This is a genomic window from Corynebacterium atrinae (genome assembly GCF_030408455.1).
Classification (GTDB): domain Bacteria; phylum Actinomycetota; class Actinomycetes; order Mycobacteriales; family Mycobacteriaceae; genus Corynebacterium; species Corynebacterium atrinae.
In genome coordinates this window covers 1,726,013-1,749,949 of the sequence record NZ_CP046977.1, presented here as the reverse complement: position 1 = coordinate 1,749,949, position 23,937 = coordinate 1,726,013, and the positions used below count along the sequence as shown (strand labels likewise).

Annotated in this window: 25 protein-coding genes; 18 read left to right on the top strand and 7 right to left on the bottom strand. The window is 63.9% G+C overall.

Going from position 1 to position 23,937, the window contains the following annotated elements; translation table 11 throughout:
- Positions 1–23: 23 nt before the first annotated feature.
- The 4 genes from CATRI_RS08555 to CATRI_RS08540 all read right to left on the bottom strand — a co-directional run bounded on the left by CATRI_RS08555 (position 24) and on the right by CATRI_RS08540 (position 5,650).
- The gene (locus tag CATRI_RS08555) at positions 24–1,049 is read right to left on the bottom strand and encodes a GTP pyrophosphokinase (protein WP_290216625.1); all 1,026 of its coding nucleotides are present in this window, start codon (positions 1,047–1,049) and stop codon (positions 24–26) included.
- Positions 1,042–3,531, bottom strand: coding sequence for a malto-oligosyltrehalose synthase (treY, locus tag CATRI_RS08550; RefSeq protein ID WP_290216622.1), 2,490 nt, complete (start codon positions 3,529–3,531; stop codon positions 1,042–1,044). Before treY ends, CATRI_RS08555 begins: the two co-directional genes overlap by 8 nt.
- 45 nt (positions 3,532–3,576) lie before the next feature.
- Positions 3,577–4,188, bottom strand: a complete 612-nt coding sequence (locus CATRI_RS08545) for a hypothetical protein (RefSeq protein ID WP_290216620.1) — start codon at positions 4,186–4,188, stop codon at positions 3,577–3,579.
- A 97-nt stretch (positions 4,189–4,285) separates the two neighbouring features.
- Positions 4,286–5,650, bottom strand: a complete 1,365-nt coding sequence (locus CATRI_RS08540) for a 3'-5' exonuclease (protein ID WP_290216618.1) — start codon at positions 5,648–5,650, stop codon at positions 4,286–4,288.
- Between the two features lie 79 nt (positions 5,651–5,729).
- Here CATRI_RS08540 and CATRI_RS08535 point away from each other — a divergent pair, with 79 nt between their 5' ends.
- Positions 5,730–6,110 carry a winged helix-turn-helix transcriptional regulator gene (locus CATRI_RS08535; RefSeq protein ID WP_290216616.1) on the top strand — a complete coding sequence of 127 codons (381 nt, stop codon included), beginning with the start codon at positions 5,730–5,732 and terminating at the stop codon, positions 6,108–6,110.
- Between the two features lie 3 nt (positions 6,111–6,113).
- On the opposite strand, the gene glgX is transcribed toward CATRI_RS08535, so the two are convergent.
- Positions 6,114–8,495 (bottom strand): glycogen debranching protein GlgX, encoded by a 2,382-nt coding sequence (gene glgX / locus CATRI_RS08530; RefSeq protein ID WP_290216614.1) that lies wholly within the window; start codon positions 8,493–8,495, stop codon positions 6,114–6,116.
- Between the two features lie 31 nt (positions 8,496–8,526).
- Positions 8,527–9,090, bottom strand: coding sequence for a TetR family transcriptional regulator (locus tag CATRI_RS08525; RefSeq protein WP_290216612.1), 564 nt, complete (start codon positions 9,088–9,090; stop codon positions 8,527–8,529).
- 85 nt (positions 9,091–9,175) lie between these two features.
- Between CATRI_RS08525 and CATRI_RS08520 the strand changes: the two genes are divergently transcribed.
- Entirely contained in the window at positions 9,176–9,805 is a 630-nt protein-coding gene (locus CATRI_RS08520; RefSeq protein ID WP_290216610.1) for an RAD23 family protein, read from the top strand.
- Positions 9,806–9,817: 12 nt separating this feature from the next.
- Positions 9,818–10,327, top strand: coding sequence for a hypothetical protein (locus CATRI_RS08515; protein ID WP_290216608.1), 510 nt, complete (start codon positions 9,818–9,820; stop codon positions 10,325–10,327).
- On the opposite strand, the gene CATRI_RS08510 is transcribed toward CATRI_RS08515, so the two are convergent.
- A complete protein-coding gene (locus CATRI_RS08510; protein WP_290216606.1) occupies positions 10,324–11,493 on the bottom strand; it encodes a YbjN domain-containing protein in 1,170 nt (389 codons plus the stop codon). The genes CATRI_RS08515 and CATRI_RS08510 overlap by 4 nt on opposite strands.
- 79 nt (positions 11,494–11,572) lie before the next feature.
- Between CATRI_RS08510 and hisD the strand changes: the two genes are divergently transcribed.
- The 15 genes from hisD (at position 11,573) to pyk (ending at position 23,791) form a co-directional block, all read left to right on the top strand.
- Positions 11,573–12,904 carry a histidinol dehydrogenase gene (hisD, locus tag CATRI_RS08505; RefSeq protein WP_290216605.1) on the top strand — a complete coding sequence of 444 codons (1,332 nt, stop codon included), beginning with the start codon at positions 11,573–11,575 and terminating at the stop codon, positions 12,902–12,904.
- A complete protein-coding gene (locus tag CATRI_RS08500; RefSeq protein ID WP_290216602.1) occupies positions 12,905–13,999 on the top strand; it encodes a histidinol-phosphate transaminase in 1,095 nt (364 codons plus the stop codon).
- A gap of 6 nt (positions 14,000–14,005) precedes the next feature.
- Complete coding sequence (hisB, locus tag CATRI_RS08495) at positions 14,006–14,608, top strand: imidazoleglycerol-phosphate dehydratase HisB (RefSeq protein WP_290216600.1); 603 nt, start codon at positions 14,006–14,008, stop codon at positions 14,606–14,608.
- Positions 14,609–14,782 (top strand): hypothetical protein, encoded by a 174-nt coding sequence (locus CATRI_RS08490; RefSeq protein ID WP_290216598.1) that lies wholly within the window; start codon positions 14,609–14,611, stop codon positions 14,780–14,782.
- Positions 14,783–16,024: an MFS transporter gene (locus CATRI_RS08485; RefSeq protein ID WP_290216596.1), complete on the top strand. Its 1,242-nt coding sequence runs from the start codon at positions 14,783–14,785 to the stop codon at positions 16,022–16,024.
- A gap of 26 nt (positions 16,025–16,050) precedes the next feature.
- On the top strand, positions 16,051–16,377 hold the full coding sequence (locus CATRI_RS08480; protein ID WP_290216594.1) for a hypothetical protein: 327 nt from the start codon (positions 16,051–16,053) through the stop codon (positions 16,375–16,377).
- A gap of 10 nt (positions 16,378–16,387) precedes the next feature.
- Complete coding sequence (gene hisH, locus CATRI_RS08475) at positions 16,388–17,023, top strand: imidazole glycerol phosphate synthase subunit HisH (RefSeq protein WP_290216593.1); 636 nt, start codon at positions 16,388–16,390, stop codon at positions 17,021–17,023.
- An 18-nt stretch (positions 17,024–17,041) separates the two neighbouring features.
- Complete coding sequence (gene priA, locus CATRI_RS08470) at positions 17,042–17,782, top strand: bifunctional 1-(5-phosphoribosyl)-5-((5-phosphoribosylamino)methylideneamino)imidazole-4-carboxamide isomerase/phosphoribosylanthranilate isomerase PriA (protein WP_290216591.1); 741 nt, start codon at positions 17,042–17,044, stop codon at positions 17,780–17,782.
- 7 nt (positions 17,783–17,789) lie between these two features.
- Positions 17,790–18,578, top strand: coding sequence for an inositol monophosphatase family protein (locus tag CATRI_RS08465; protein ID WP_290216589.1), 789 nt, complete (start codon positions 17,790–17,792; stop codon positions 18,576–18,578).
- A 30-nt stretch (positions 18,579–18,608) separates the two neighbouring features.
- Positions 18,609–19,385 carry an imidazole glycerol phosphate synthase subunit HisF gene (gene hisF, locus CATRI_RS08460; RefSeq protein WP_290216587.1) on the top strand — a complete coding sequence of 259 codons (777 nt, stop codon included), beginning with the start codon at positions 18,609–18,611 and terminating at the stop codon, positions 19,383–19,385.
- Positions 19,382–19,732 carry a phosphoribosyl-AMP cyclohydrolase gene (gene hisI, locus CATRI_RS08455; RefSeq protein WP_290216585.1) on the top strand — a complete coding sequence of 117 codons (351 nt, stop codon included), beginning with the start codon at positions 19,382–19,384 and terminating at the stop codon, positions 19,730–19,732. The genes hisF and hisI overlap by 4 nt, the downstream gene beginning before the upstream one ends.
- Positions 19,729–20,376, top strand: coding sequence for a TIGR02234 family membrane protein (locus tag CATRI_RS08450; RefSeq protein ID WP_290216584.1), 648 nt, complete (start codon positions 19,729–19,731; stop codon positions 20,374–20,376). Before hisI ends, CATRI_RS08450 begins: the two co-directional genes overlap by 4 nt.
- A 75-nt stretch (positions 20,377–20,451) precedes the next feature.
- Entirely contained in the window at positions 20,452–21,273 is an 822-nt protein-coding gene (locus CATRI_RS08445; protein WP_290216582.1) for an indole-3-glycerol phosphate synthase TrpC, read from the top strand.
- A 21-nt stretch (positions 21,274–21,294) separates the two neighbouring features.
- Complete coding sequence (lgt, locus tag CATRI_RS08440) at positions 21,295–22,281, top strand: prolipoprotein diacylglyceryl transferase (protein WP_290216580.1); 987 nt, start codon at positions 21,295–21,297, stop codon at positions 22,279–22,281.
- 76 nt (positions 22,282–22,357) lie between these two features.
- Complete coding sequence (pyk, locus tag CATRI_RS08435) at positions 22,358–23,791, top strand: pyruvate kinase (protein ID WP_290216578.1); 1,434 nt, start codon at positions 22,358–22,360, stop codon at positions 23,789–23,791.
- The last annotated feature ends 146 nt before the right edge of the window (positions 23,792–23,937 follow it).

Below are 23,937 nucleotides of genomic sequence, written 5' to 3'. Positions count from 1 at the left end.
TGTAATCAGGTTCGTTGACCATGCTACTGCTTCTTCGGCGTTTCCGACGAAACTTGACGCGCGGCGCGGATTCGTTTCAACCGAGCTGCCAAACGCTGCGGGCGTTGCGCCGCCCTCGTGCCACTTCCGCCCGTCCGGGTGATATGGCCCTGGCCAAATCGGCGCAACAAAAGATCATCGATGAGGCGAATCTGGCCCGGGTGGAAGCGGTAGCTCAAGGCCGAGTGAACCTCGCCGATCGCCTTCTCGTCCAGCAGCACCTCCAACTCCGCCACCGTGGTGATGCCGTTAGCGTGGAGGAGCTCTTCCAACCAGCGGTAATTCTCCGAGCGCGAACCGGGGAAGCGATTGCCCAGCAACATGGTGAGCACCCCAGGCAAAGTCTCGGCGGTGAAATCGACATCTCCAGCCTTCAAACCTTCGGAGTTTTGCAGCGCCCCGATCTGGTCGAATTGCTGGTCCGCCAGCTCGATAAGGCCGGCGGCGAGGGTAAAGGCGCGATCAACCCGCGGGTCCAGATCCTCACTGCCGCGCTTGTAGCGGATGTCATGCTCGAACTCGGCCCAGGCGTGTTGCAGCACCGTGCGGACCTGGACCTCAAAACTCACGCCCTGATAAGGGGCCAGTTCCTCGATCTCGGAGGAATTCTCGTCCACAGTGAGCACGAGATGGTGGGAGCCGTAGCCAAAGCCGCCTGAAATGCGAGTCTCGGCGGTCTTGTCCACGGAGCGTTCTACGGTGAAGGACTGCTGGAGAACGTCAATGACCATGGGAATTTCCGTCGACTGAAACGTCGTGACCCGAACTCCGACGAGATCATTGATGTCTTTCCACGGGTCCGGGTAGAGGAACGTCCCATCCGCGCGGCGCTTGCGGGCTTTGGTCTTCATCGACGGCCATTCCTTGACCCGGGCGGTGACGCGATCGTAGGTGACGCCGGCGTCGGCAAGCAGGTCCTCGATCGAGTCTCCGAAATCATCCGCGGCGTTGGGGTGCTGGCGGACCCATTCGTGGTACCGGCTCCCAAGCCGGGAGAGCCGCTCAGACATCTCGCTCCACCGCGGGTTGCTTGACCAACAAGGCGGTGGGGAAAAGCGACAGGACATCCCCCACGGGAACGGTACCGCTGAATTGACGTCCGGTGAGACGCTCCAGCCACAACCCCTCGGGCAGGGTAACCGTCGTTCCCTCCCAGCCACCTCGGTCCTCGAGGATCAGCGGACGTCGGGTCGCTAGGGCGATGACCCCGATCCCCGCGGCACTGGGAGCGCTCACGTCGCCGCGGGCGACGCCGATGAGGTGAGATTCGGCGGGGCCGACTGCGTAGACGGCTTGGCTATCGCCGCCAATGAAGTATTCCGGGTGTTCCGAGCGCACCGAAATGCCAGTGTGGACGACGTGCAGTTTGGCCCGGTCACCGTGGGTCTTCAGGTGAGGGTAGAGCCCCTGGTCGCCCTCCTCTGCGGCCACGGCGTCCCAGGTAGCAGTGCCCTCGGAGAGCATGTCCAAGACCTGACGGCGGGCCGTGTAGTCGACGAAGCGACGGTTGTCGGGGTCGACGAGGGAATCGTCGAAGAACTCGGTGCCCTGATAGACATCAGGAATGCCCGGGCCGACCAATTGGAGCATCTTCCTTCCCAGTGACACCTGTACTGCGCCACGGGCGAGGGGGGCGACGAACTCGGTGATCATGGAGGTGACGGGGCCGTCGAAAAGCGCATCCACCCAGTCGGTGATGGCGAGCTCGAAGCTCTCATCCGGGTCGACCCACGTCGTGTGAACTCCTGCCTCACGGATGGCCTTCATCGCATAAGCGCGGAAACGCTCGCGGATGGCATCGGTAACTAGACCATCGGAAGGCCAGATCCCCAACAGGTTCTGCAGGAGAAAATGCCCGGTCCCAGAGTCGGGAGCGGGAACGATGGACGTGACGCGGTGGACGAACTCGGAGAAATCAGTGGGAACTTCGGTCAGCTCGATGATCCGGGCGCGGACATCCTCGCCGCGCTTCGTGTCATGCGTGGACAAGCTAGTCATCGCCTTGGGCCACAGGCGGGCGCGCTCCTGCTGGAGGAGGTGGAATTCCGCAGCGGAGACTCCGAAGCGACCGGGCGCGCCGCCCACTTCCTGGAGGGCAACGAGCCGACAGGCACGGTAGAAGGTCGTGTCTTCGACGCCCTTGGCCATGACGGCACCACAGACTTGGGCGAATCGGATCTTCGCCTCGGCATTGGCATTGAGTGCGGCAGCAATGAGGTCCAGAGCATCACGGCGCGAGGGGAAACGACGCGACATCTCCGCGACGATGGTGGCGGTGACGCGTGAGAGCGACAGGTAGTCGGCGCGGTAGACGGGCATGGCGGCGACGAGCTCGATGATCGTGGTGCGCAGATCCTCATCGGACACCTGGGAGCCAGCAGTGGAGAAGTTGTCACGGCGGATAGCGCGGCCAAGGCGGCGGATCTCAACCGAAAGCTCCTCCCCAGCTACCTCCCGTTTGAGCTGCTGCGAAGCTGCGTGCATGGCGGCGTCATCCCAGGTGGAACCGGATTGTTGCAGGGCCAACATGGACATCGAGTCCTCAGCCTCCCGGGAGAGGAAAACCCCGTCGAACTCGCGCAGGGCGTCGTAGCCGGTTGTTCCATCGACCGCGAGACGGGGGTCGAGGACTTCATTTACCTCCAAGATCTTTTCCACTACGAGCCAGCGGTCCGGGCCAACGACGTCGCGCAGGCGGTTGAGGTAGCCGAAGGGATCGGAAAGGCCGTCAGGGTGATCGACCCGAACGCCGTCGATGAGATCTTCCGCGATGAGTTGACGGATGATCCGATGCGTGTGCTCGAAGACCATCGGGTCCTCCTGGCGGATTCCCGCGAGCCCGTTCACGGAGAAGAAGCGGCGGTAGGAAATGACTCCGTCGCGCCAGTACATGAGCCGATAGGACTGGCGGTCATAGACCTCGGCGACATCGTCGTCGACGCCGGTGGCGGTACCTTCGGCGACAGGATAGATGTGGTCGAAGTAGGCGAGGACCAGTTCACCGTCGACCTCGCGCAGCTCAAGCTTGTCTTCGTCGCCCGGCTGGCCCAGGATCGGCATGCCCAGCTTTCCGCGGGCACCGTTATCGGCGTGCCAGTCAATGTCGAAGTAGTGCTCGAATTGGGAATCCTGACCATTCTTGAGCACGTCCCACCACCAGGCGTTCAACCTCGGGTCCTCTACCCCGAGATGATTCGGCACGATGTCGATGATGACGCCCATCCCCACTTCGTGGGCCGCGGCGGAAAGCTCTCGCAGCCCCTCGATGCCGCCGAGCTCGGGATTGACCTCCGTGGGATCGGTGACGTCATAGCTGTGGGCCGACGTCGGGGAAGCGGTGAAGATGGGGGAGAGGTAGAGGTGGCTGATCCCCAGATCACGCAGGTAAGGAATTTGGGCGGCCGCCTCGGCAAAACCGAAGGACCGACCCGCGGGGTCCGCCTGTGGGCCGCGCATTTGCAGGCGGTAGGTGGCGGTAAGGGGACGGCGCATGGAACTCCTTGGTCGGGGGCGGATGCTAAAAACGCACCCACTAGCCTAGGCGTGCGCGGGGACTAATGGGGAGCGGGTGAGATCAGCGGGGAACCCCTGGGACCACCGAACGGGGGAGGCGATCAAACTCTCTCGTGGTCGAACCAAAGACGCCGCGGCCTCAATCCAGCGAGAATCCGACAACTGGGAAAGCGGCAAGGCGAACAACAAGGAGTGGGAGGGGACGAGGTAGCCCACCGTCTCGCCGAGCAGGCCTTCCAGATGAGAGTCGAGGATGGAAAAGCTATGCGGATGGGCAAGCCAGGCTGTAGCGCAGGCCCCAGGCGTGGAGACTTCCACCCCCGGAGCACCGGCGCCCAAGGAGATAGGGGCGGGCCGGGTGAGGATGCGCACCCCGTGGGGAGAGCTAGCCCGCTCAATGAGGTTACTGGCGGCGAGGTCCCAGGCCCGGTGTGCAGAGAGATCGAGCTCGCCGAGATGGCGGTAACTCAGCGCCATCTCACCGCTGTAGAGGCAGGCCAGTAGGGTGCGCGACAGGGTGATGGTGGCGCGAGAATCACCAAAACCGTCATCGCTTAAATCGCGCCGCTGCGGTAGCTCGAGGCGGCGGAGGGAAGGGAGGATGGTGGTGGCATCAACGGAGGAGGAAGTCAACATGGGGCGGCCTGTTCCTAGTGGTGTCCGATGGGATTCTCACCACTGTCAGACTCCCCTCCGAGGCCGGTTGGTTCCGTGTCCCCCGCATTGGGGGTGATCAGAACGGGGGTTGCTCGCCGTCCCCAGTGTCAGCTTTGGGGTCGAGCCCCAACACAGCGAAGAGTTGTTCACCGGTCCAAATGCTGATTCCTTGGCCCTTGTCGATGAGCTCCTGCGCCCGCTTCTGTTTCGACGTCGGCGTTGCCCAGTCCCCGGCGACCAGGATCGTGGTCTTGCGGGTGACATTCTTGCCGATAGTGGCACCTAGCTCAGCCATTTTCGTCCACAGCAGGCCCTTATCGAAGGGCTCGAAGTCCCCGGAGAGAGTGACGTTGTGCCCGTAGAGCGGGTTAGCAGAGTCCGCGTCAAGGTTGGGCTCGGGGATGACGTCCGGGGTGGAGAAGGATTTCCATGGTGCCGGCCGACGGCTGCCCCGACCGTTGTTGCCACTGTCTTGAGCGCCGTCGTCGTGGGGAGGCTCAACAACGTCCACCTCTCCGCGCGCCTGCAGAGCTATCCGAGCCCCCGAACGATCCTTGAGAACGGGGTGCACGACGCCATGGGAAAGGTGGCCCAGGATGAAGCCCTGCGAGTGCTGGAAATCTTGCAGACTTCCCTCGTGGCCAGCGCGCCGGGCAAGAGTGACCACAATTTCTCCGGCGGCGCGGGCGTCGGAGGAAGCATCGTGATGGTGCTCCAAGGCCACGCCTAATGCCGCGGCCACGGTGGGAAGTCGGTGGTTTCGCAAACCAAGTTGAGCGTGGCGCGAGAGGGCGAGGGAGCAGGCGAATGTGAACGGAGGTGCGGCTTGGGAGATGCTCCGGCACGCTCGTTCCAGGGCAATCGTGTCGAACTGGGCGTTGTGGGCCACCAGGGGTAGCTCGCCGACAAACTCTGCCAGCCGCGGGAGGATGTCGGCAAAGGTTGGCTGATCTGCCACCATCGCGGGGTTGATCCCGTGGACGGCGATGTTGCCAGAGTCGAAGTGGGAGATCGCCGGTGGGGGAGCACACAGCCAGGATTCCGCCGCGACCTCAACTCCGTCGACGTAACGAATGAGACCGACCTGACAAATGGAGCCGGAGTCGGAGTTGGCGGTTTCGACGTCGAAGGACACGAAGTCCAGGCCCGGCACTCCCGATGCTTCCTCAACGGTCTCACCTCTCAAGGCTGCCTCCACCGTCTGCGCGAAAAGGCGGGCCTGTTCTTCTTGCCCGGGAGCGAAGGAGACGGTGACATCGGCGCCCAAGAGGGAGGTGAAACCGACGTCGATAAGCGAAGGCGGGGTGACCCGCACCCCGGTGACGGAGGCGAGCGGGACGGTGACGGTGGCGGTGCCGTAGAGCGCGGCGGCTAACGCTGAGCGGTCAACGACGATGGCGTCCTTGGTAACACGCAGCTGGGCTCCATGTGCCGAAATCACGTTGCAGGCTCCCTTGAGGATCGGACTGGGGTGAAAGGTCAGTCTACTCGGGTGACCTACTCCACTACGATGGGAGGACATGGATAGCTGGGCACGAGACGTCGATCCTTTCGACCGCACCTGCCGCAGCCGCGGGCTGTTGGCCACCCTGGCTGACAAGTGGTCGATCCTCATCATTGTCAGCCTCGACGGGCAGCACATGCGCTACAGCGACCTCGATCAAGCCGTGGACGGGATTTCGCCGAAAATGCTCACGCAGCGCCTGCATACGCTCGTGGGGGACGGGCTTATCCGGCGCATCGCTCACGACGAGATCCCGCCCCGAGTGGTTTACTCCCTCACTGAGCTTGGGTCCAGCTTGCTGCCCGTGTTTTATCCTTTCGTCGGCTGGCTCATCGAGCACACCGCCGACGTCGAGGACTACCGGGAACAGCAGCTGAACCCTGCCGAGGACGCCTAAGACCTACTCGACGTCCGTGTACTCGTCCGCCGCCGCGGCCTTGAGCTTGGCGGCCAGCTCCTCGGGGGAGAGATCGGTGACGCCGGTGTCTTCGGACACCGTGCCTGAGGTCTCCTTCACCACGGCTTCGACAGTGGCGCTCGAAGCGGCGGTGACCTTGTCGCCCACGCGACCATGATCGGTTTCCCGGTCGGCGGCCTCGACGTATTCCGTGTCGTCGTCCTCCGTGTAATCCGGTCCCTCGATCTGCTTGAGCAGCATCGTCGATCGGGCGGGGACGGTGAGGGTGCCCTTCGCGTCGATCACCGCGGCCTCGATAGGGTAGCCAATATCTTCGGTGGTATCCACCAGCAACTGCCAGCGCACGCCGAGCGAGCGCGGCGGGAGGGTGAACTCGATCTCCTCGTAGTGCGCGTTGAACATGAGGATGAAGGAGTCATCGACGATCTTCTGGCCGCGCTCGTCGGGCTCAGTGATGGCGTTACCGTTGAGGTAGACCATGAGGGCCTTACCAAAGGCGAAGTCCCAGTCGTCTTGGGTCATGAGCTTGCCGGAGGGCACCAACCAGGCGATGTCGCGGTCGCGGACATCGGCGCCCAGGGGGCCGCCTGCGAGGAAGCGGCGGCGACGGAACACCGGGTGGCGGCGACGGATGTTGAGCAGGCGTTTGGTGAACGCATGCAGCGTTGCGTTGTCTTCCAGCTGCTCCCAGTCCATCCATGCCAGCTCGTTGTCCTGACAGTAAACGTTGTTGTTGCCGTCCTGGGTGCGGGCCATCTCATCGCCGTGGGAAATCATCGGGGTACCCAGCGACAAAATGAGGGTGGTGAGGAAGTTACGGCGCTGGCGAGCACGCAGGGAGCGCACGTCCTCGTCATCGGTCGGGCCCTCGACGCCGTGGTTCCACGAGCGGTTGTGGGACTCACCATCGCGGTTGTCCTCGCCGTTGGCCATGTTGTGCTTCTCGTTGTAGCTGACCAGGTCGTTGAGGGTGAACCCGTCGTGGGCGGTGATGAAGTTAATCGACGCAGTAGGGCGACGGTCGTTGTTGCCGTAGAGGTCCGAGGAACCGGTGAGGCGGGAGGCGAACTCGCCGAGGGTGGAGGATTCGCCGCGCCAGAAATCGCGGACGGTGTCGCGGTACTTGCCGTTCCATTCCGTCCACAGCGGCGGGAAATTGCCCACCTGGTAACCGTTGTGTCCCACATCCCAAGGCTCGGCGATGAGCTTGGTTTGGGAGACGACCGGGTCCTGCTGGACCAGATCGAAGAACGTGGCCAGGCGGTCGACGTCGTGGAGCTCGCGCGCGAGGGTGGAGGCGAGGTCGAAGCGGAAGCCGTCGACGTGCATCTCGGTGACCCAGTAGCGCAGCGAATCCATGATCAGCTGCAGGGAATGCGGGTCGCGGACGTTGAGCGAGTTTCCGGTGCCGGTGTAGTCCATGTAGTGGAACTTGTCATCATCAACAAGGCGGTAATAGGCCTCGTTATCGATGCCGCGGAACGCGATCGTCGGGCCCAGGTGGTTGCCCTCGGCGGTGTGGTTGTACACCACGTCGAGGATGACTTCCATGCCGGCCTCGTGGTAGGCCCGGACCATGCCCTTGAACTCGGATACGGCACTGCCAGGCTTGTCGGACGCGGCGTAATCCTGCTGCGGGGCAAAGAAGCCGAAGGTGTTGTAGCCCCAATAGTTGCGCAGCCCAATGTCGCGCAGGCGGTCATCCTGGAGGAATTGGTGGACCGGCATGAGCTCGACCGCCGTGACCCCGAGATCCTTGAAGTAATTGATCACACTGGGGTGAGCCAGGCCGGCGTAGGTGCCGCGCAGGTTGGCGGGCACGTCGGGGTGGGTCATGGTCATGCCCTTGACGTGCGTCTCGTAGATCACGGTCTCGTTGTACGGGATACGCGGCGCGCGATCAGAACCCCAGTCGAAGAAGGGGTTGATGACCACGGAGTACATGGTGTGGCCGAGGCTGTCCTCCTCGTTGCGCCCGGAGCCGGCGGGCTCGGCGTGAATGTCGTAGGAGAACAGGGAGGCGTCACCGTCGAACTCGCCGTCGAAGGCGCGGGCGTAGGGATCAACCAACAGCTTGTTGGGATCGCAGCGCTTGCCATTGTCCGGGTCGTAGGGGCCGTGGACGCGGTAACCGTAGCGCTGCCCGGGCTGAACGCCGGGGAGGTAGCAATGCCAGACGTGGGCATCGACTTCTTCCAGATTGACGCGCGTTTCATTATCGTCAGCGTCAATCAGGCACAGTTCAACTTTGTCAGCGACGTAGGAGAACAGGGCAAAATTAGTGCCCGCGCCGTCGTATGTGGAGCCGAGGGGATATGCCTCTCCCGGCCAGACGGTATAGGTGGGCTCAGACTCAAGTGTCATGAGGTCCGATCATAGTGGTTCGGCGACAGATTTACGTCACGGCCGCGCTGTCTGGGCGCTGGGAAAGTCCTGCGAGGATAAGGTCTACTCCGCGGGCGAAATCTTCCTGCGCCTGATCGAGCCCTACGATGGAGGTTCCGGTATCAAACGCGAACTGTCGTTGAGACTGCTCGAGGGCCGCAGCCCCCAGCACGAAGTGCAACAAAGTCGCCGCGCCGATGCGACGAGTATCGGCATCCAATGCGGGGTCGAGGGAGCTAGCCAAGAGCTTTTCGACGTCCGCGCGGGTCTGTGAATCCGGCATCGACAGGGCAGCACTCACTAGCTCTGCGCCGTCCCGGCGCAGTAGCAGCGCGGTGCGGAGTTGTTCGGTGATTTCCTCAGGTGTGGACAGCGTGTCGCCGTTAAGCACATGCACCAAGATCTGGTCCGCGATGGCGGAGATCAATTGCTGCTTGTTGGCGAAGTGCCAATACAAGGCGCCCGGCGCGACTTCGAGCTGGCTGGCAACTCGGCGCATGGTCATGTCCGCGAGGCCGTAGGAGTCGAGGATGTCCAGGGCGGCTGCGACAATGAGTGTCCGGGTCAATTGCACACCTGGAAGCCTACCCGTCCACATTCCACCAGCTTCGGGGTAAGGTGTCCTTTCGACGCGACCGAAACATCAGGAGACCTAAATCGTGACGACTTCTTTCAACGCCAAGTTGGCCATCGCGGCCCTCGCAGTAGTGACCCCGCTAACCCTGGTGGCGTGTGGGTCGGACGAGGAGACCACCGAGTCGACGAGTGCCCCGAGCACGATCACCAGCACTCGCACCACCTCCTCCACGACCAGCTCTGCTGAGTCCACGACGGAGACCACCTCCGTGGAACCGACGACCGAGGCGACGGCGGAGCCTTCCCCGCTCGCCGACCCGCTGGCAAACCTGCCTGAGGGCTCTCCCGTGGCACCCGTCGCGGGAGCTCCCGCCTCCGAAGCGGACTACAACTCCATCAATGGCCTGGTCAGTGGACTGTACCAGCAGAACACCATGCATGCCTTCCTCCGCTACATGCCGGACAACACCTGCAACGCCGTGGTCGAGGCCAACGGCGGGGCCGGCAACATGGATCTCGCCGGTATTCCCGATGCGCCACTCAACCAAATGCCCGGCTACGCCCAGTCGCAGCCGCACATCCAGTCGGTGGACAATGTGATCGTCGACGGCTCGGTTGCCTCTGCCAACGTCACCGTGGTCACCTCCGGCCAGGTCGATACGAGCACCGTCCGCTTCCTCCATGAAGACGGCCGCTGGAAGTTCTGCAATTAGGGCCTTAAGTAGATGACTGTTCCGCGGGCCTTGGGCAGCGGCGCCGGAGTTCTCGCGGCGTCGCTGCTCGCTTTTTCTGCCGTCGGAGCGGTGTGGGGTCTGTTGCGCCCGGCATACCACGGGACCCTCACTGCCGACGGAAATCTGCTCCTCGATACCTCTTTCAACGTCGAGTTCATCTCCTATATCACTTTCGTTGCCGCCACCGGCCTGTTGGCGACGATCATTGCGCTGAGCTCTTTCATCCTGGTTCCCGAGTCGCGGGGGCCGGGGATGGTGTGGTGGCTCGTTGTGGTCGCCGGGGTCTCCGCTATGGCTTTCCTCGCGGTGGGACAGGTGACGTCCTCGCTCCATTTCCCGGCGCCGGACGTAGACGCATTGGCGGAAGGCTCTGCCGTAGCAATCGTGCCGTCGCTGACACCGGGGGTGGGTCTGATCGCCGCGCCGTTCATGGCTGCATTGGCGTATTGGTGTTCCGTCCTCGTCACTCCGGACCTCGACGACGACCTCCTGGCGGCCTAGGGCCACGCGACGGCGGAGGTGCCCGTCGCGTCCGAGCTAATCGAGTCGATAGCCTGCAGCACCTGGTTAATCGCCACCGCGGTGTTGTGTTCTAGCTGCTCATCGCTGAGGCCCTCGCGGACGGGAACGGTGAACTCCACGCGCACCTGCAGGCCTTCGACGTCCTCGTGGCAAAAGGCCTTGGTGCTGATTGAGGACTCGTTCCAGTCATTGCACAACAGGAACAGGCGCAAAAAGTCCGTCTCTGGGTTGAGGTTGGGATCCCAATGGCCCTTGATGAGGTAGCTGGGCCCGTTGTCGAGGAAGAACCCGAACAAGACGTCGTTGATCCAGGCGATGACGATGTCCTCATCACCCTGGGTTTTCTCAATTCCCATCTCAAACAGCATGGTGCGCACTCGATCGACGCTGACCTCGGTGGGCTCGCTCGGGTGGTCCGGGGAGGGCGAATAAAAGTCGTCGTCAGTGCTCATGGGGGTTGAGTGCTCCTCTGTGGGCGCCATGTCATCGGAGCGCTGGTGGATGTCCTCTTGCGCGCGACGCCGGTCGAGCTCGCGGAGGCTGCTCGGGTCATCGTCGAGCTCGTTGAGGTTGATGTGCCGGTCCCGGGGCAGCGGCCCGGCCAAGGCGGCAGTGTCCTGTTTCTTGCGTTGAGCCTCACCGAGATCGTTGTCGAGGGAAGAAAGCTCGGGAAACTCCTCGGCGAGGTAGTCCACGGCGATGCGGGCGGTCTCCATGGCCAATTTGATAAACGATGTCAGTTGCTCATCGGTGACGCCGCGGCTGATGAGCAAACTGGAACGAGCATGCAGGCTCACCGTGGCGTCGTCTCCCACCCGCAGCGACATCGTGGGTCCCAGGCGCTCACGATTCCATTCGGTGATTACTCGGGCGAGTTGGCTGGTGTATTCCATACCCACGCTGGTGCGCAGGTCGGTATCAAAGACAAGCGCGTTAGGGTTGCGCTCGTCGAGGTAGGCGGTGACGATGTGATCCCGCCAGGGGAAAACGAGCCGGTCAGCGCCGATGTAGCTGTGAAAACCCAGCTCTTCGGACACGGCATACACCTGGATGAGGGGAATCAATGGTGGGGCGCCTCCTTCCACAGTGGAGCCGACTCCTTCCACAGTGGAGCCGACGGGGCGGGTGTGAGCTTCTCGACTCATCAGTCTAGTGCTCGGACGCTGGCCCCGTGGGTCCTACAATGAGGAAACAATCATTCGGACTTCGAGGAGTTGCGTCACGATGCTCAATGTCATCGACCTGCGCGGTCGTACCCCGTCCACCAGCGAGCTGCGCCGGGCGCTGCCGCGGGGAGGCACCGACGTCAACTCTGTCCTGCCGGTTGTTGCCCCCATTGTGGAGGCGATCCGCGAACGGGGCGCGCAGGCGGCGTTGGAGTACGGCCAGCAGTTTGACGGCGTGACGCCGGAGACGGTGCGGGTGCCGGCCGCGGTGATTGCCGGGGCCGTCGATACGCTCGATCCGGACGTGCGCCGCGCCTTGGAGGAGGCGATTTCCCGGGTGCGCACAGTGCACGCCGAGCAGGTTCCTTCCTCGCACACTACGACCCTGGCGGAGGGGGCCACCGTGACGGAGGTGTTCCTGCCGGTGGAGCGCGTTGGCCTGTACGTGCCGGGCGGCAAGGCTGTCTACCCGTCCTCGGTGATCATGAATGTCGTGCCGGCTCAAGAAGCCGGGGCCACGTCGCTCATCGTGTCCTCCCCGCCCCAGGCCGAGCACGACGGCTGGCCGCACCCGACGATTCTCGCGGCGTGTGGGCTGTTGGGAGTCGACGAAGTATGGGCGGTCGGCGGGGCGCAGGCCCTCGCGCTCATGGCCTATGGCGACGACGCTGCGGGCCTCGAGCCGGTGGACATGGTCACCGGGCCGGGCAATATTTTTGTGGCTGCCGCCAAGCGCCTCGTGCAGGGCGTCGTCGGAATTGATGCGGAGGCCGGCCCCTCGGAGATCGCGATCCTCGCCGACGACTCCGCCGATCCCGTGTACCTCGCCTACGACCTCATTTCGCAGGCGGAGCACGACGACCTGGCGGCCTCGGTGCTCATCACCGACTCGGAGGCATTGGCGCACGCCGTCGACCGGGAGATCGAGGCCCGCTACACCGTCACCCGCAACGCCGATCGCGTCGCCGGTGCCTTGAGCGGCAAGCAGTCCGGCATCGTGCTCGTCGATGACATCGAGCAGGGCCTGGCCGTGGTCGACGCCTACGCCTCGGAGCATCTAGAGATCCACACCGTCAACGCCCGCGACACCGCCGAGCGCGTGCGCAACGCCGGCGCTATCTTCGTCGGCGCGTATTCGCCGGTGCCGTTGGGTGATTACGCCGCCGGGTCAAACCACGTCCTGCCCACCTCCGGCACGGCGCGTTTCTCCTCCGGTTTGTCCACCCACACCTTCCTGCGCCCGGTCAACCTCATCGAATACGACGAGGTAGCCCTCAAAGACATCGGTCGCCACGTCATCGCCCTCGCCGACGCCGAAGATCTTCCGGCGCACGGCGAATCCATTCGCGCCCGATTTGAAACCATGCCGACCAACAAGGACAGCAAGTAGATGCCCAAGATCACCCTGGACCAGTTGCCGCTGCGCGAGGAGTTGCGCGGGCAGTCCGCCTATGGCGCCCCGCAGCTGGATGTCCCCGTGCGGCTCAACACGAATGAAAACCCCTACGCCCCCTCGCAGGCGCTCATCGACGACCTCGTGGAAACCGTGGGCAAGGTCGCAGGCGAGCTCAACCGTTACCCCGACCGGGACGCCGTCGAACTGCGCACCGAGCTGGCGAAATATGTCCACGCGCAGACTGGCGTGCCCGTCACGGTGGACAATGTGTGGGCCGCCAACGGCTCGAACGAGGTGCTGCAGCAGTTGCTCCAGGCCTTCGGCGGCCCGGGCCGCAGCGCCCTCGGGTTCCAGCCGTCCTACTCCATGCACCCGATCCTGTCGTCTGGAACGCAGACGACGTTCCTGGATTGCCCGCGGGGCGCTGATTTCCGCATTGATATCGCTGCCGCGCTCGCCGCTATCGCGGAGCACCGCCCGGACGTCATCTTCATCACCTCCCCGAACAATCCCACCGGCGATGTCACCTCGTTGGACGACATTAGGACGCTTATCGACGCCGCCCCCGGCATCGTCATCGTCGACGAGGCCTACGGGGAGTTTTCCGCCTCTCCGTCCGCGACGACGTTGCTGGCCGACTACCCCGCCAAACTGGTCGTCTCCCGCACGATGTCGAAGGCTTTCGACTTCGCCGGGGGCCGGTTGGGCTACTTCGTCGCCGACCCCGCCTTCATCGAGGCAGTCATGCTGGTGCGCTTGCCTTACCACCTGTCGATGCTCTCCCAAGCCGCAGCGACGGTGGCGCTGCGGCATAGCGGTGACACCCTCGCGACTGTCGATAAGCTGGCGCGCGAGCGGGACCGGGTGGTCGCTGGCCTGCACGAACTCGGCTACGATACAGTCCCGAGCGAGTCCAACTTCGTATTCTTTGGCCGTTTCGACGACCAGCACGCCACCTGGCAGCAATTCCTCGACCGGGGAGTGCTCATCCGTGACGTCGGTGTCGCCGGATACCTGCGCACGACCATCGGTCTGCCTGCCGAAAACGATGCCTTCCTCGCCGCCGCAGCCGCCATCGAAGGAGAATGACACCCCATGACCGATCGCATTGGGCGGGCCACCCGCACCACCTCCGAATCCGACATCAGCGTCGAGATCAACCTCGACGGCACCGGCCGCGTCAACATCGACACTGGCCTGCCGTTTTTTGATCACATGCTCACCGCCTTCGGCGTCCACGGTTCCTTCGACCTCACCGTCGCCGCCAAAGGCGACGTCGAGATCGATGCGCATCACACCGTCGAGGACACCGCCATCGTCCTCGGTCAGGCGCTTATCGACGCCCTCGGAACGAAGGCTGGCATCCGCCGTTTCGGTTCCCAGCAGTTGCCGATGGATGAGACCCTCGTCGAGGCAGTGGTCGACATTTCTGGCCGACCTTACTTCGTCATGAACGGCGAGCCGGAGCAGATGATCACCGCCGTCATCGGTGGGCATTACGCCACCGTGATCAACGAGCACTTCTTCGAGACCTTGGCGCTCAACTCCCGCATCACCCTGCACGTTCTATGCCACTACGGCCGGGACCCGCACCACATCACCGAAGCCGAGTACAAGGCCGTCGCCCGCGCCCTGCGGCAGGCCGTCGAACCTGATCCCCGGGTGCAGGGGATCCCCTCGACGAAGGGGGCGCTGTAGGTGGAATCCACTAACTGGTTGATTTATCTGCTCTTTATCGTCGCGGGTTTGCTCGTCGGTGGCGTGTGGTCCGCCTACCAGGCTGGTAACAAGCTGCTCACCATCGTGTTGGCCGTATTCGCCGCCGTGGCGCTAACGGGCGCGGTGCTGTGGCTGGCGGGAGCGATGTCCTAAGTGTGGAAGGCGCCGGGTTTCATCCCCACGCTCGTTGCCGTCTTCGCGGCGTTTGCTAGCTGGGCCTTGCTGCTTCCCGTCATCCCGCTCGCTGCGCTGGAAGCCGGGCACGGCAAAGCCCTGGCAGGTGCCTCGACTGGGGTGTTCATGGCCGCCACCGTGATCACGCAGCTGTTCACCCCGGCCGCCCTGCGCCGGATCGGCTATAACCCCGTCATGGTGTTTTCCGCCTTCATGCTCGGAGTACCTGCGCTGGGTCACCTGCTGGGGCTGGAGGCGTGGAACCTCCTGCTGTTCTCCGCGCTGCGCGGCGTCGGCTTCGGGGCGCTCACCGTGGCCGAGTCGGCGCTCATCGCCGAGCTTGTCCCCGTGCGATTCCTGGGCAAAGCCACCGGCATGCTCGGCGTGTTCGTCGGGGTGGCCCAGATGGTGTGCCTCCCCCTGGGCCTGGCCCTGGCCGACGCCTTTGGCTTCGGTGTCGTCTATGTCCTCGCCGCAGCGATCGCCCTGGTTGCGGCGGTGATGTGTCTGCGCATCCCGCGGCTGAAGGCGGCGTCGAAACGCAGGCCGGTTGCTGACGTCGACGCGCCGGAAGCCGCGACGTGGAAGCTCGTCCTCGTGCCAGCGCTGGCCGTCATGAGCCTCTCCATGAGCTTTGGTGCCGTTTCCTCCTTCCTCCCGGCGGCGGTCATCGACCTCGATGCCGGGAAGGGTGCCGTCATCGGTGGCCTCCTGCTGTCGATCGTCGGTGGTGCCGCCATGGTGATGCGCTACGTCGCGGGCATCATCGCTGACCGACGAGGCCTACCCGGTTTGACGATGATCCCCGCTCAGCTTGTCGCCCTCGTGGGAGTGGGCCTCATGGCCGCCACCTTGGCCGGGGAATGGTCCGTGTGGTGGCTCGTCGTCGCGGGTCTGCTCTTTGGCGGGGCATTCGGCATGGTGCAAAACGAGGCCCTGCTCAGCATGTTCCACCGCCTACCCCGCACGAAGGTATCCGAAGCGTCCGCATGGTGGAATATCTCCTTCGATGCTGGCACAGGCATCGGGTCCTTCATCCTCGGCGCCGTCGCAGCTCAGGCTGCTTATTCCGGCGCCTACGGTGTCGGGGCCGGTATCGTGGCCATTGGGATCATCTTTACCCTCGCCGATCGATTTATCGGCGCGCATCGCATCGCCGAGCACCACAACATCCGCGCCCGTCTTCGGCAAATGCCCATAAGACGGCCCCGGAAGGACTGAAGAGGGAGCCCGACCAAGTAGCTCAAATGATTGTCCGCCTGCGGCTGAGCGGGGAAGACTTCTTCGGTGAATACACCCTGGAGGAGTTGCGCTCCCTGTATTTCTTCACGGACTACCACTCGATTGCCAGGCAGTACCGCCACTATTTCGAGTTTGGTGCCTACGCCTGGATCCCCGAGCAGAGGGTGCAAGTAGAACTCATGCCGATAGACGAGTACAAGGACAAGGTGCCGCGGGAACCCCAGGTGGATCTGGCCACGTGGGAAGCAGAAGCGAGAACGTGGCCACGATTTAAGATCTGGGGAGCCCGCAGAACTCCGGTCGAGGACTGGGAGACCACGTCCGGGGCGTAGACTTTCCGCCATGGCAAAAACTGTCGCCCTCCTTGATTATGGATCCGGCAATCTCCGTTCCGCCCAACGCGCGGTGGAGCGGGTCGGCGCCGATGTCACTGTCACCTCCGATCCGCAGGTCGCCCTCAATGCCGACGGCCTGTTGGTTCCCGGCGTTGGTGCCTTCGCCGCCTGCATGGAGGGTCTGAACAAGGTCCAGGGTGCCCGCCTCATCGGCTCGCGCCTCGCTGGTGGCCGCCCGGTCATGGGTATCTGCGTGGGCATGCAGATCCTGTTCGAGGAGGGCCACGAGCATGGCGTCCACTCCCGCGGGTGCGGCGAATGGCCGGGCACCGTGGAACGCCTGCAGGCTGCCGTGCTGCCGCACATGGGGTGGAACACCGTCGCCGCGCCGGAGGGCTCGCAGATGTTCGCGGGCATCTCCGAGGAGGAGCGCTTCTACTTCGTCCACTCTTATGGTGTCCGCGATTGGACCCTCGTCACCGATGAGCTGACCGCACCGCCGCTGGTGACGTGGGCTGAGCACGGGGGCGACTCCTTCGTGGCCGCCGTGGAAAATGGCCCGTTGTGGGCAACGCAGTTCCACCCCGAAAAGTCCGGCGACACCGGTGCCGTGTTGTTGGAAAACTGGCTCGCGACCCTCTGAGAGATAGGATCGGACACCATGAGCGATTTCACCCTTCTTCCGGCCGTCGATGTGGTTAATGGCCAGGCCGTGCGACTTGATCAGGGCGAGGCCGGGACGGAGAAGTCCTACGGTTCCCCGCTCCAGGCCGCGTTGGAGTGGCAGGAGCAGGGCGCGCAGTGGCTGCACTTCGTCGACCTCGACGCCGCGTTCAATCGTGGTTCTAACCACGAGCTCATGGCGGAGATCACCGGTCAGCTCGACATTAAGGTGGAGCTGACGGGCGGCATCCGCGATGACGCCTCCCTCGAACGAGCGCTGGCTACCGGGGCGACCCGCGTCAACATCGGTACCGCCGCCCTGGAGAACCCGGAATGGATCGCGAAGGTGCTCGCCGCCCACCCCGACACGGTGGCCGTCGACATTGCCGTCCGCGAGATCGACGGGGAGTGGCGTACCCGCGGCAACGGGTGGGTCTCCGATGGTGGGGATCTGTGGGAGGTTCTGGAGCGTCTCGACGCCGCCGGCTGCCGCCGCTTCGTCGTCACCGATGTCTCCAAAGACGGGACCCTCGCGGGTCCCAATGTCGAGCTGCTGCGCGAGGTGGCGGCCGCCACTGATGCCCGCATCGTCGCCTCCGGCGGCATCTCCGTCCTCGACGATGTCATCGAGTTGGCCAAGTACACCGACGAGGGTATCGATTCGGCCATCATCGGTAAAGCCCTCTATGAGGGACGATTTACGTTGAGTGAGGCCCTCGCGGCCGTCGAAAAGCTTTAGGAACGACATGGATGCGCGGGAGCTGCTGGTCGTCGCCGAAGCCGTCGTCGATGACGCGGAGGCGATGTTCATCGCCGGCCTGGGGGCGGACCCTGCGCATTGGAAGCAACCCGGGGAATTCGCCACCGAGGTGGACCTGGCCATTGAGGCGCTGCTGCGGCAGATGCTCACCCAATTCACTGGGATTCCCGTGCTGGGGGAGGAAGCCGGTGGGTTGCTCACCGCCGATCCCGTGTGGGTCGTCGACCCCATCGACGGCACTTCGAACTATGCCGCCGGCAACCCCATGTGCTCCATCCTCATTTCCCTGCTGGTGGATTATCAGCCCGTCGTTGCGCTGACGAGTATGCCGCTGTTGGGCCAACGGGTGACGGCTTTCGAGGGCTCGCCGCTCATCATCAACGGGCAACCCTCGACCCCGCTGGCGGAATCGAGGGAGATGGTCGCCCAGGTGGGATTTTCCTCCGTGGCCTCCCAAGTCCGCTCTACCTTCCCCTCGCTGCTGCGCCAAGGACTTCTGGCCGAGCTGGCCGCGACGTACCTGCGGCCACGGATCACCGGTTCCGTGGGCGTCGACCTGGCCTTCACCGCCCAGGGCATCTTCGGCGGCGCCGTGAGCTTTTCCCCCTACGTGTGGGACAACGCCGCAGGCGTCATGCTGGTCAAGGCCGCCGGGGGAGTGGTCACCGATACCGAAGGCAATGAATGGACGCCGGAATCTATCGGGGTGGTGGCCGGGACCAATCGGGCGCACGAGGCCATCATGAGTACGATGGATGCGATCCTCAATTCCTGACTCACACCTGTACTGAAAGGGGCGGATTCGATGGCCGTCGCTGTCCGTGTCATTCCCTGCCTTGACGTCGATAATGGGCGAGTGGTCAAGGGGGTCAACTTTGAGAACCTCCGGGATGCGGGCGACCCCGTCGAGTTGGCTGCTCGCTACAACCAGGAGGGTGCCGACGAGCTGACCTTCCTCGATGTTTCCGCCTCCAAGGACGGGCGCGGCACGATGCTGGAGGTCGTGCGCCGCACCGCCGACCAGGTGTTCATCCCGCTCACCGTCGGTGGAGGTGTGCGCAGCGTCGAGGACGTGGACCAACTCCTACGCGCCGGGGCGGACAAAGTTTCCGTCAATACGGCCGCCATTTCTCGCCCCGAGTTGCTGCGAGAACTGGCGGATCGTTTCGGATCGCAGTGCATCGTGTTGTCTGTCGATGCCCGCCGCGTCCCCGAAGGCGGCCAGCCCCAACCCTCCGGGTTTGAGGTGACGACCCACGGCGGCTCGAAGTCAGCCGGGTTGGACGCTATCGCCTGGGCCAAGTGGGGCGAAGAACTCGGAGTGGGGGAAATCCTGCTCAATTCCATGGACGGCGACGGCACGAAGGACGGCTTCGACCTGGAACTGCTCCAGCTCGTCCGCGAGGCCGTCTCCGTGCCCGTCATCGCTTCCGGTGGCGCCGGCCTGGCCGCGCATTTCCCGCCCGCCGTTGACGCGGGCGCCGATGCCGTCCTCGCCGCCACCATCTTCCACTTCGGCGAGGTATCCATCCCCGAAGTCAAAGACGCCCTGGCCGAGAGCGGGCACGAGGTCCGCCGATGAACCCCGCCGACTACGAGCTCGACCCCGCGATCGCCGAGCGGCTCAAGCTCAATGACGCGGGCCTTATCCCCGCGATCGTCCAGGCCGAAGGCAGCGGCGAGGTCCTCATGATGGCGTGGATGGATACCCACGCCTTGGCCTATACGTTGGAAACTCGGCGCGGTACCTACTATTCCCGTTCGCGCGGTGAGTACTGGATCAAGGGTCTCACGTCGGGTCATACGCAGGACGTGACGGGAGTGCGCCTCGACTGCGACGGCGACACCATCTTGCTCACCGTCAACCAAACTGGCGGCGCGTGCCACACCGGCGACCGGACCTGTTTCGATGCGGGTGAGCTGCTGTGAAGTCGCGCATGGCCTCGCTGCTGCTGGGCCTCGGCGCCATATTCCTGTGGGTCGGGTCGCGCTTCACCTGGATCACCGCAGACACCTTCGACGATAAGTCCGGAGCCGCCACCCTCGGCATTCCCGGCGCCGCCTGGTCGAACGAGACCACCGCGGTCGCGCTGCTATTGGCCGCTGCGTGCCTCGCTGGCTTTGCTTTACGACGCCTCGGTCGCCGCGTCGTCGGCATCGTCGCGGCTATCGCCGCTATCGGTGGCAGCTGGACGCCGTTGACGCTGCTGGCCGGTTCGCCCGACGGCGAACGGGCCCGCACCATCCTCACGTCTGGCGCGGCCAGCCAACGGGCGGATACGACTATCCTCATTTCCGAATGGGCCGAAGTCACCAACCTTACGGTCCATCCCACCGGGGTCATCATCACCATGCTGGGCTGTGCGATCGCCCTGTTCGGTGGCATCATTTTGGCCCTGCGCCCCGGCGTTGACACCGCCAAGATGAACAAATACGAGCGCAAGCAGGACCGCGAAGCCAAGATCGTCGAGGACTTAGAAACGACCCCGGATTCGGGTCGCGTCATGTGGGACGCCCTCGACGCCGATATCGATCCGACCGAGAATAAAGGCCCGCATACCCCCGACAGGTGATTTCCCGGACTGAAGGGCCACGGGTTAGCCTTAACGCTGAAACAAGGCAACCAGCCCAGCAGAGGGGAGGTGTCGATGAGCACACCTGCATATGCGGAACGCATTGTGTCCGAGGTCCTAGCCGACGTCGCCGCCCGCGAAGCCCTGCTGCCTTTTCAAGAAATCAAAGCCCGCTCCCGAGCTACCGCTGATACGCGCGATGGTGTTGCAGCCCTCTTAAGGAGTGGCTGCAGCGTTATCGCCGAGATCAAAAAGGTCATGCCCGGACGGGCTCCTTTCTTTTCTGATGCCAAACCCGCCTCCATCACTGACCTCGCCCGTGACTTCGAGGCGGGCGGGGCGCACCTCATCGCCTGCCAAACCGAGCGGCTTCGCTTCCAAGGTTCCTTGGCGGACATGCTGGAGGCCCGCCGGGCAGTGGATCTGCCCATGTTCTGCCGCGATATCATCATCGACCCCTATCAAATCCACGAGGCACGGCTTTACGGCGCCGACCTTGTCCCCCTCCAGGTCGAACTCGTCGATCAGGCCCGACTTGAGTCCTTGATAGATCGAATCGAGTCCCTCGGCATGACCGCCGTCGCGGAGGTCCGCACGCCCGAGGAAGCAGACCGGGCGATGAATGCCGGGGCACGGGTGGTGGCAGTGAATGCGCGCCCGTTGACGGGCGGGGACGTCGATATGAATCTTTTCGCCAGCATCGTCCCCGGCCTGCCGGAGGCGACCATCCGCATCGCCCTCTCAGGGGTCCACAGCGCCAAAGACTTGTTGAGCTACGCCTCCTCGGGAGCCGACGCCGTGGTCGTCGGCGAGGAACTCATGACCGCCGACGACCCCGCCCGCCTGACCCGCATTCTGGTCGCGGCCGGGCAGCACCCGTCCTGCCCGTCTCGCTAGAGTCTCTGGCACACTGTGGGGGTGCACACGACGATCCTCGCGAACCTTCCTTCTCCTCCGCAAGGGGTCTGGGACCTAGGGCCCATTCCCATTCGCGCCTACGCGCTCTGCATCATGGCTGGCATTCTCGTCGGCCTGTGGCTCACCCACCGCCGCTACGTCGCGCGCGGCGGCGACGCGGACATGGTGTGGGACGCTGCCCTCGTGGCCATCCCCACCGGCATCATCGGGGCCAGGATTTACCACGTCATCACTGATTACGATAAATACTTCTGCTCCTCCTGCACCCCGGTCGATGCCCTAAAAATCACCAATGGCGGGCTCGGCATCTGGGGTGGCGTCATCCTCGGCTCCATTGGCGTGTGGCTGCTGTTTCGCTGGCGCAAGGTGCCCTTGGGCCCCTTTGCCGACGCCGTTGCCCCCGGCATCATCCTCGGCCAGGCCATCGGCCGCCTGGGGAACTGGTTCAACCAGGAAATTTACGGTCGCCCCACCGACGTACCCTGGGCCTTGGACATCTACTACCGGGTGGACGCCAACGGACAATTCGCCCCACTGACTGGGCATTCCACCGGAGAGGTCATCACCTCCGTCCACCCCACCTTCCTCTACGAGCTGCTGTGGAACCTGCTCATCTGCGCCCTACTGATCTGGGCCGATCGCCGTTTCCGCCTGGGCCACGGGCGCGTGTTCGCCCTCTACGTCGCCGGCTACACCCTCGGACGCTTCTGGATCGAGCTCATGCGCGATGACTCCGCCACAATGATCCTGGGCCAACGAGTCAACACCTGGGTGTCCTTGCTGCTCTTCATCGGCGCCGTCATTGTCTTCTTCCTGCTGAAGAAGGGTCGGGAGACTCCCGAGGAAGTCAATCCCCACCGGGAGAGTGACGTGAGCGACGTGACATCAGACGACTCTGTCACAGAACATGGCGTTGCACACGGTGAAACCGCAGAAAGCCAAGGTCGCGGCCCGATCGGGCAGTCCGATCGGACATCTTCTTCTTAGCGCGTTCGGCTCCGTGAAGGTAGGTTGGGGGCTAGCAACTCAACGCCACTTAGCGAAACGGAGAAGGTAGTAACCCGTGTTTAGAAGAACCAAGATTGTCTGCACCCTCGGTCCGGCTGTCGCCAGCCAGGACGCCATTCTGCGACTTGTGGAAGACGGCATGGACGTCGCCCGCCTCAACTTCTCCCATGGTGAGCACGCAGACCACGAACAGAACTACAACTGGGTCCGCAACGCGACCGACGTCAGCGGCCGCGCCGTGGGCATCCTCGCCGACCTGCAGGGTCCGAAAATCCGCCTAGGCCGCTTCATCGACGGCGCCACCGTCTGGGAGAACGGCGAGATCATCCGCATCACCGTTGATGATGTCGAAGGCACCCACGATCGTGTCTCCACGACCTACAAGAACCTCGCCAAGGACGCTAAGCCCGGCGACCGCCTGCTTGTGGACGACGGCAAGGTTGGCCTCGAATGCATCGCCGTTGAAGGCAACGACGTCGTGTGCAAGGTCACCGAAGGTGGCCCCGTCTCTAACAACAAGGGTGTCTCCCTCCCCGGCATGGATATCTCCGTTCCTGCCCTCTCCGAAAAAGACATCGCCGACCTTCGTTTCGCCCTGAACCTCGGCGTCGATTTCATCGCCCTCTCCTTCGTCCGCTCCCCGGCCGACGTAGACCTGGTCCACGCCGTCATGGATGAGGAGGGCCGCCGAGTCCCCGTCATCGCCAAGCTGGAGAAGCCGGAAGCCGTCGACGCCCTCGAGTCCATCGTCCTGGCCTTCGACGCCATCATGGTCGCCCGCGGCGACCTCGGAGTCGAGGTTCCCCTGGAGCAGGTCCCGCTGGTGCAAAAGCGCGCAATCCAGATCGCCCGCGAGAACGCCAAGCCCGTCATCGTGGCCACCCAGATGCTTGATTCCATGATCGAGAACTCGCGCCCCACCCGCGCGGAAGCCTCCGACGTCGCCAACGCTGTCCTCGACGGTGCCGACGCCGTCATGCTCTCCGGCGAGACCTCCGTCGGCGTGGACCCGCACAACGTCGTGCGCACCATGGCGCGCATCGTCACCCAAGCCGAAACCGACGGTCGCGTCCCGTCATTGAGCCACGTCCCCCGCACCAAGCGCGGAGTGATCTCGTACTCCGCCCGCGACATCGCAGAGCGACTCAATGCCCGCGCCCTCGTGTGCTTCACCACTTCCGGTGACACCGCCCGCCGAGTTGCCCGACTGCACTCGCACCTTCCGCTGCTGGTGTTCACCCCTAACCAGTCAGTTCGTTCCCAGCTTGCTCTGACGTGGGGCGCCGAGACGTTCCTCTCCCCGCCGGTGTTCACCACCGACGACATGATGCGCGAGCTCGACGAAGCGCTGCTGTCCATGGATGCCTACGACCGAGATGACATGATGGTCGTCGTCGCCGGTACGCCTCCAGGAGTCTCCGGCAACACCAACATGATCCACGTCCACCTCCTGGGCGAGGACACCCAAGAGCCGCAGCTTCTCCCTTAGACTGGCTTACGTCGAAGGCACCCTCCTTGGTGGAGGGTGCCTTTGTCGTTGGTGAGCGCGTTGCGGGGGTGGGTTGCCTACACGAATTCTCTAGAATCTAAGGTGCTACCAAGCGTTTCTGCAGGTCGTAGAGAATCGCTTGTCGC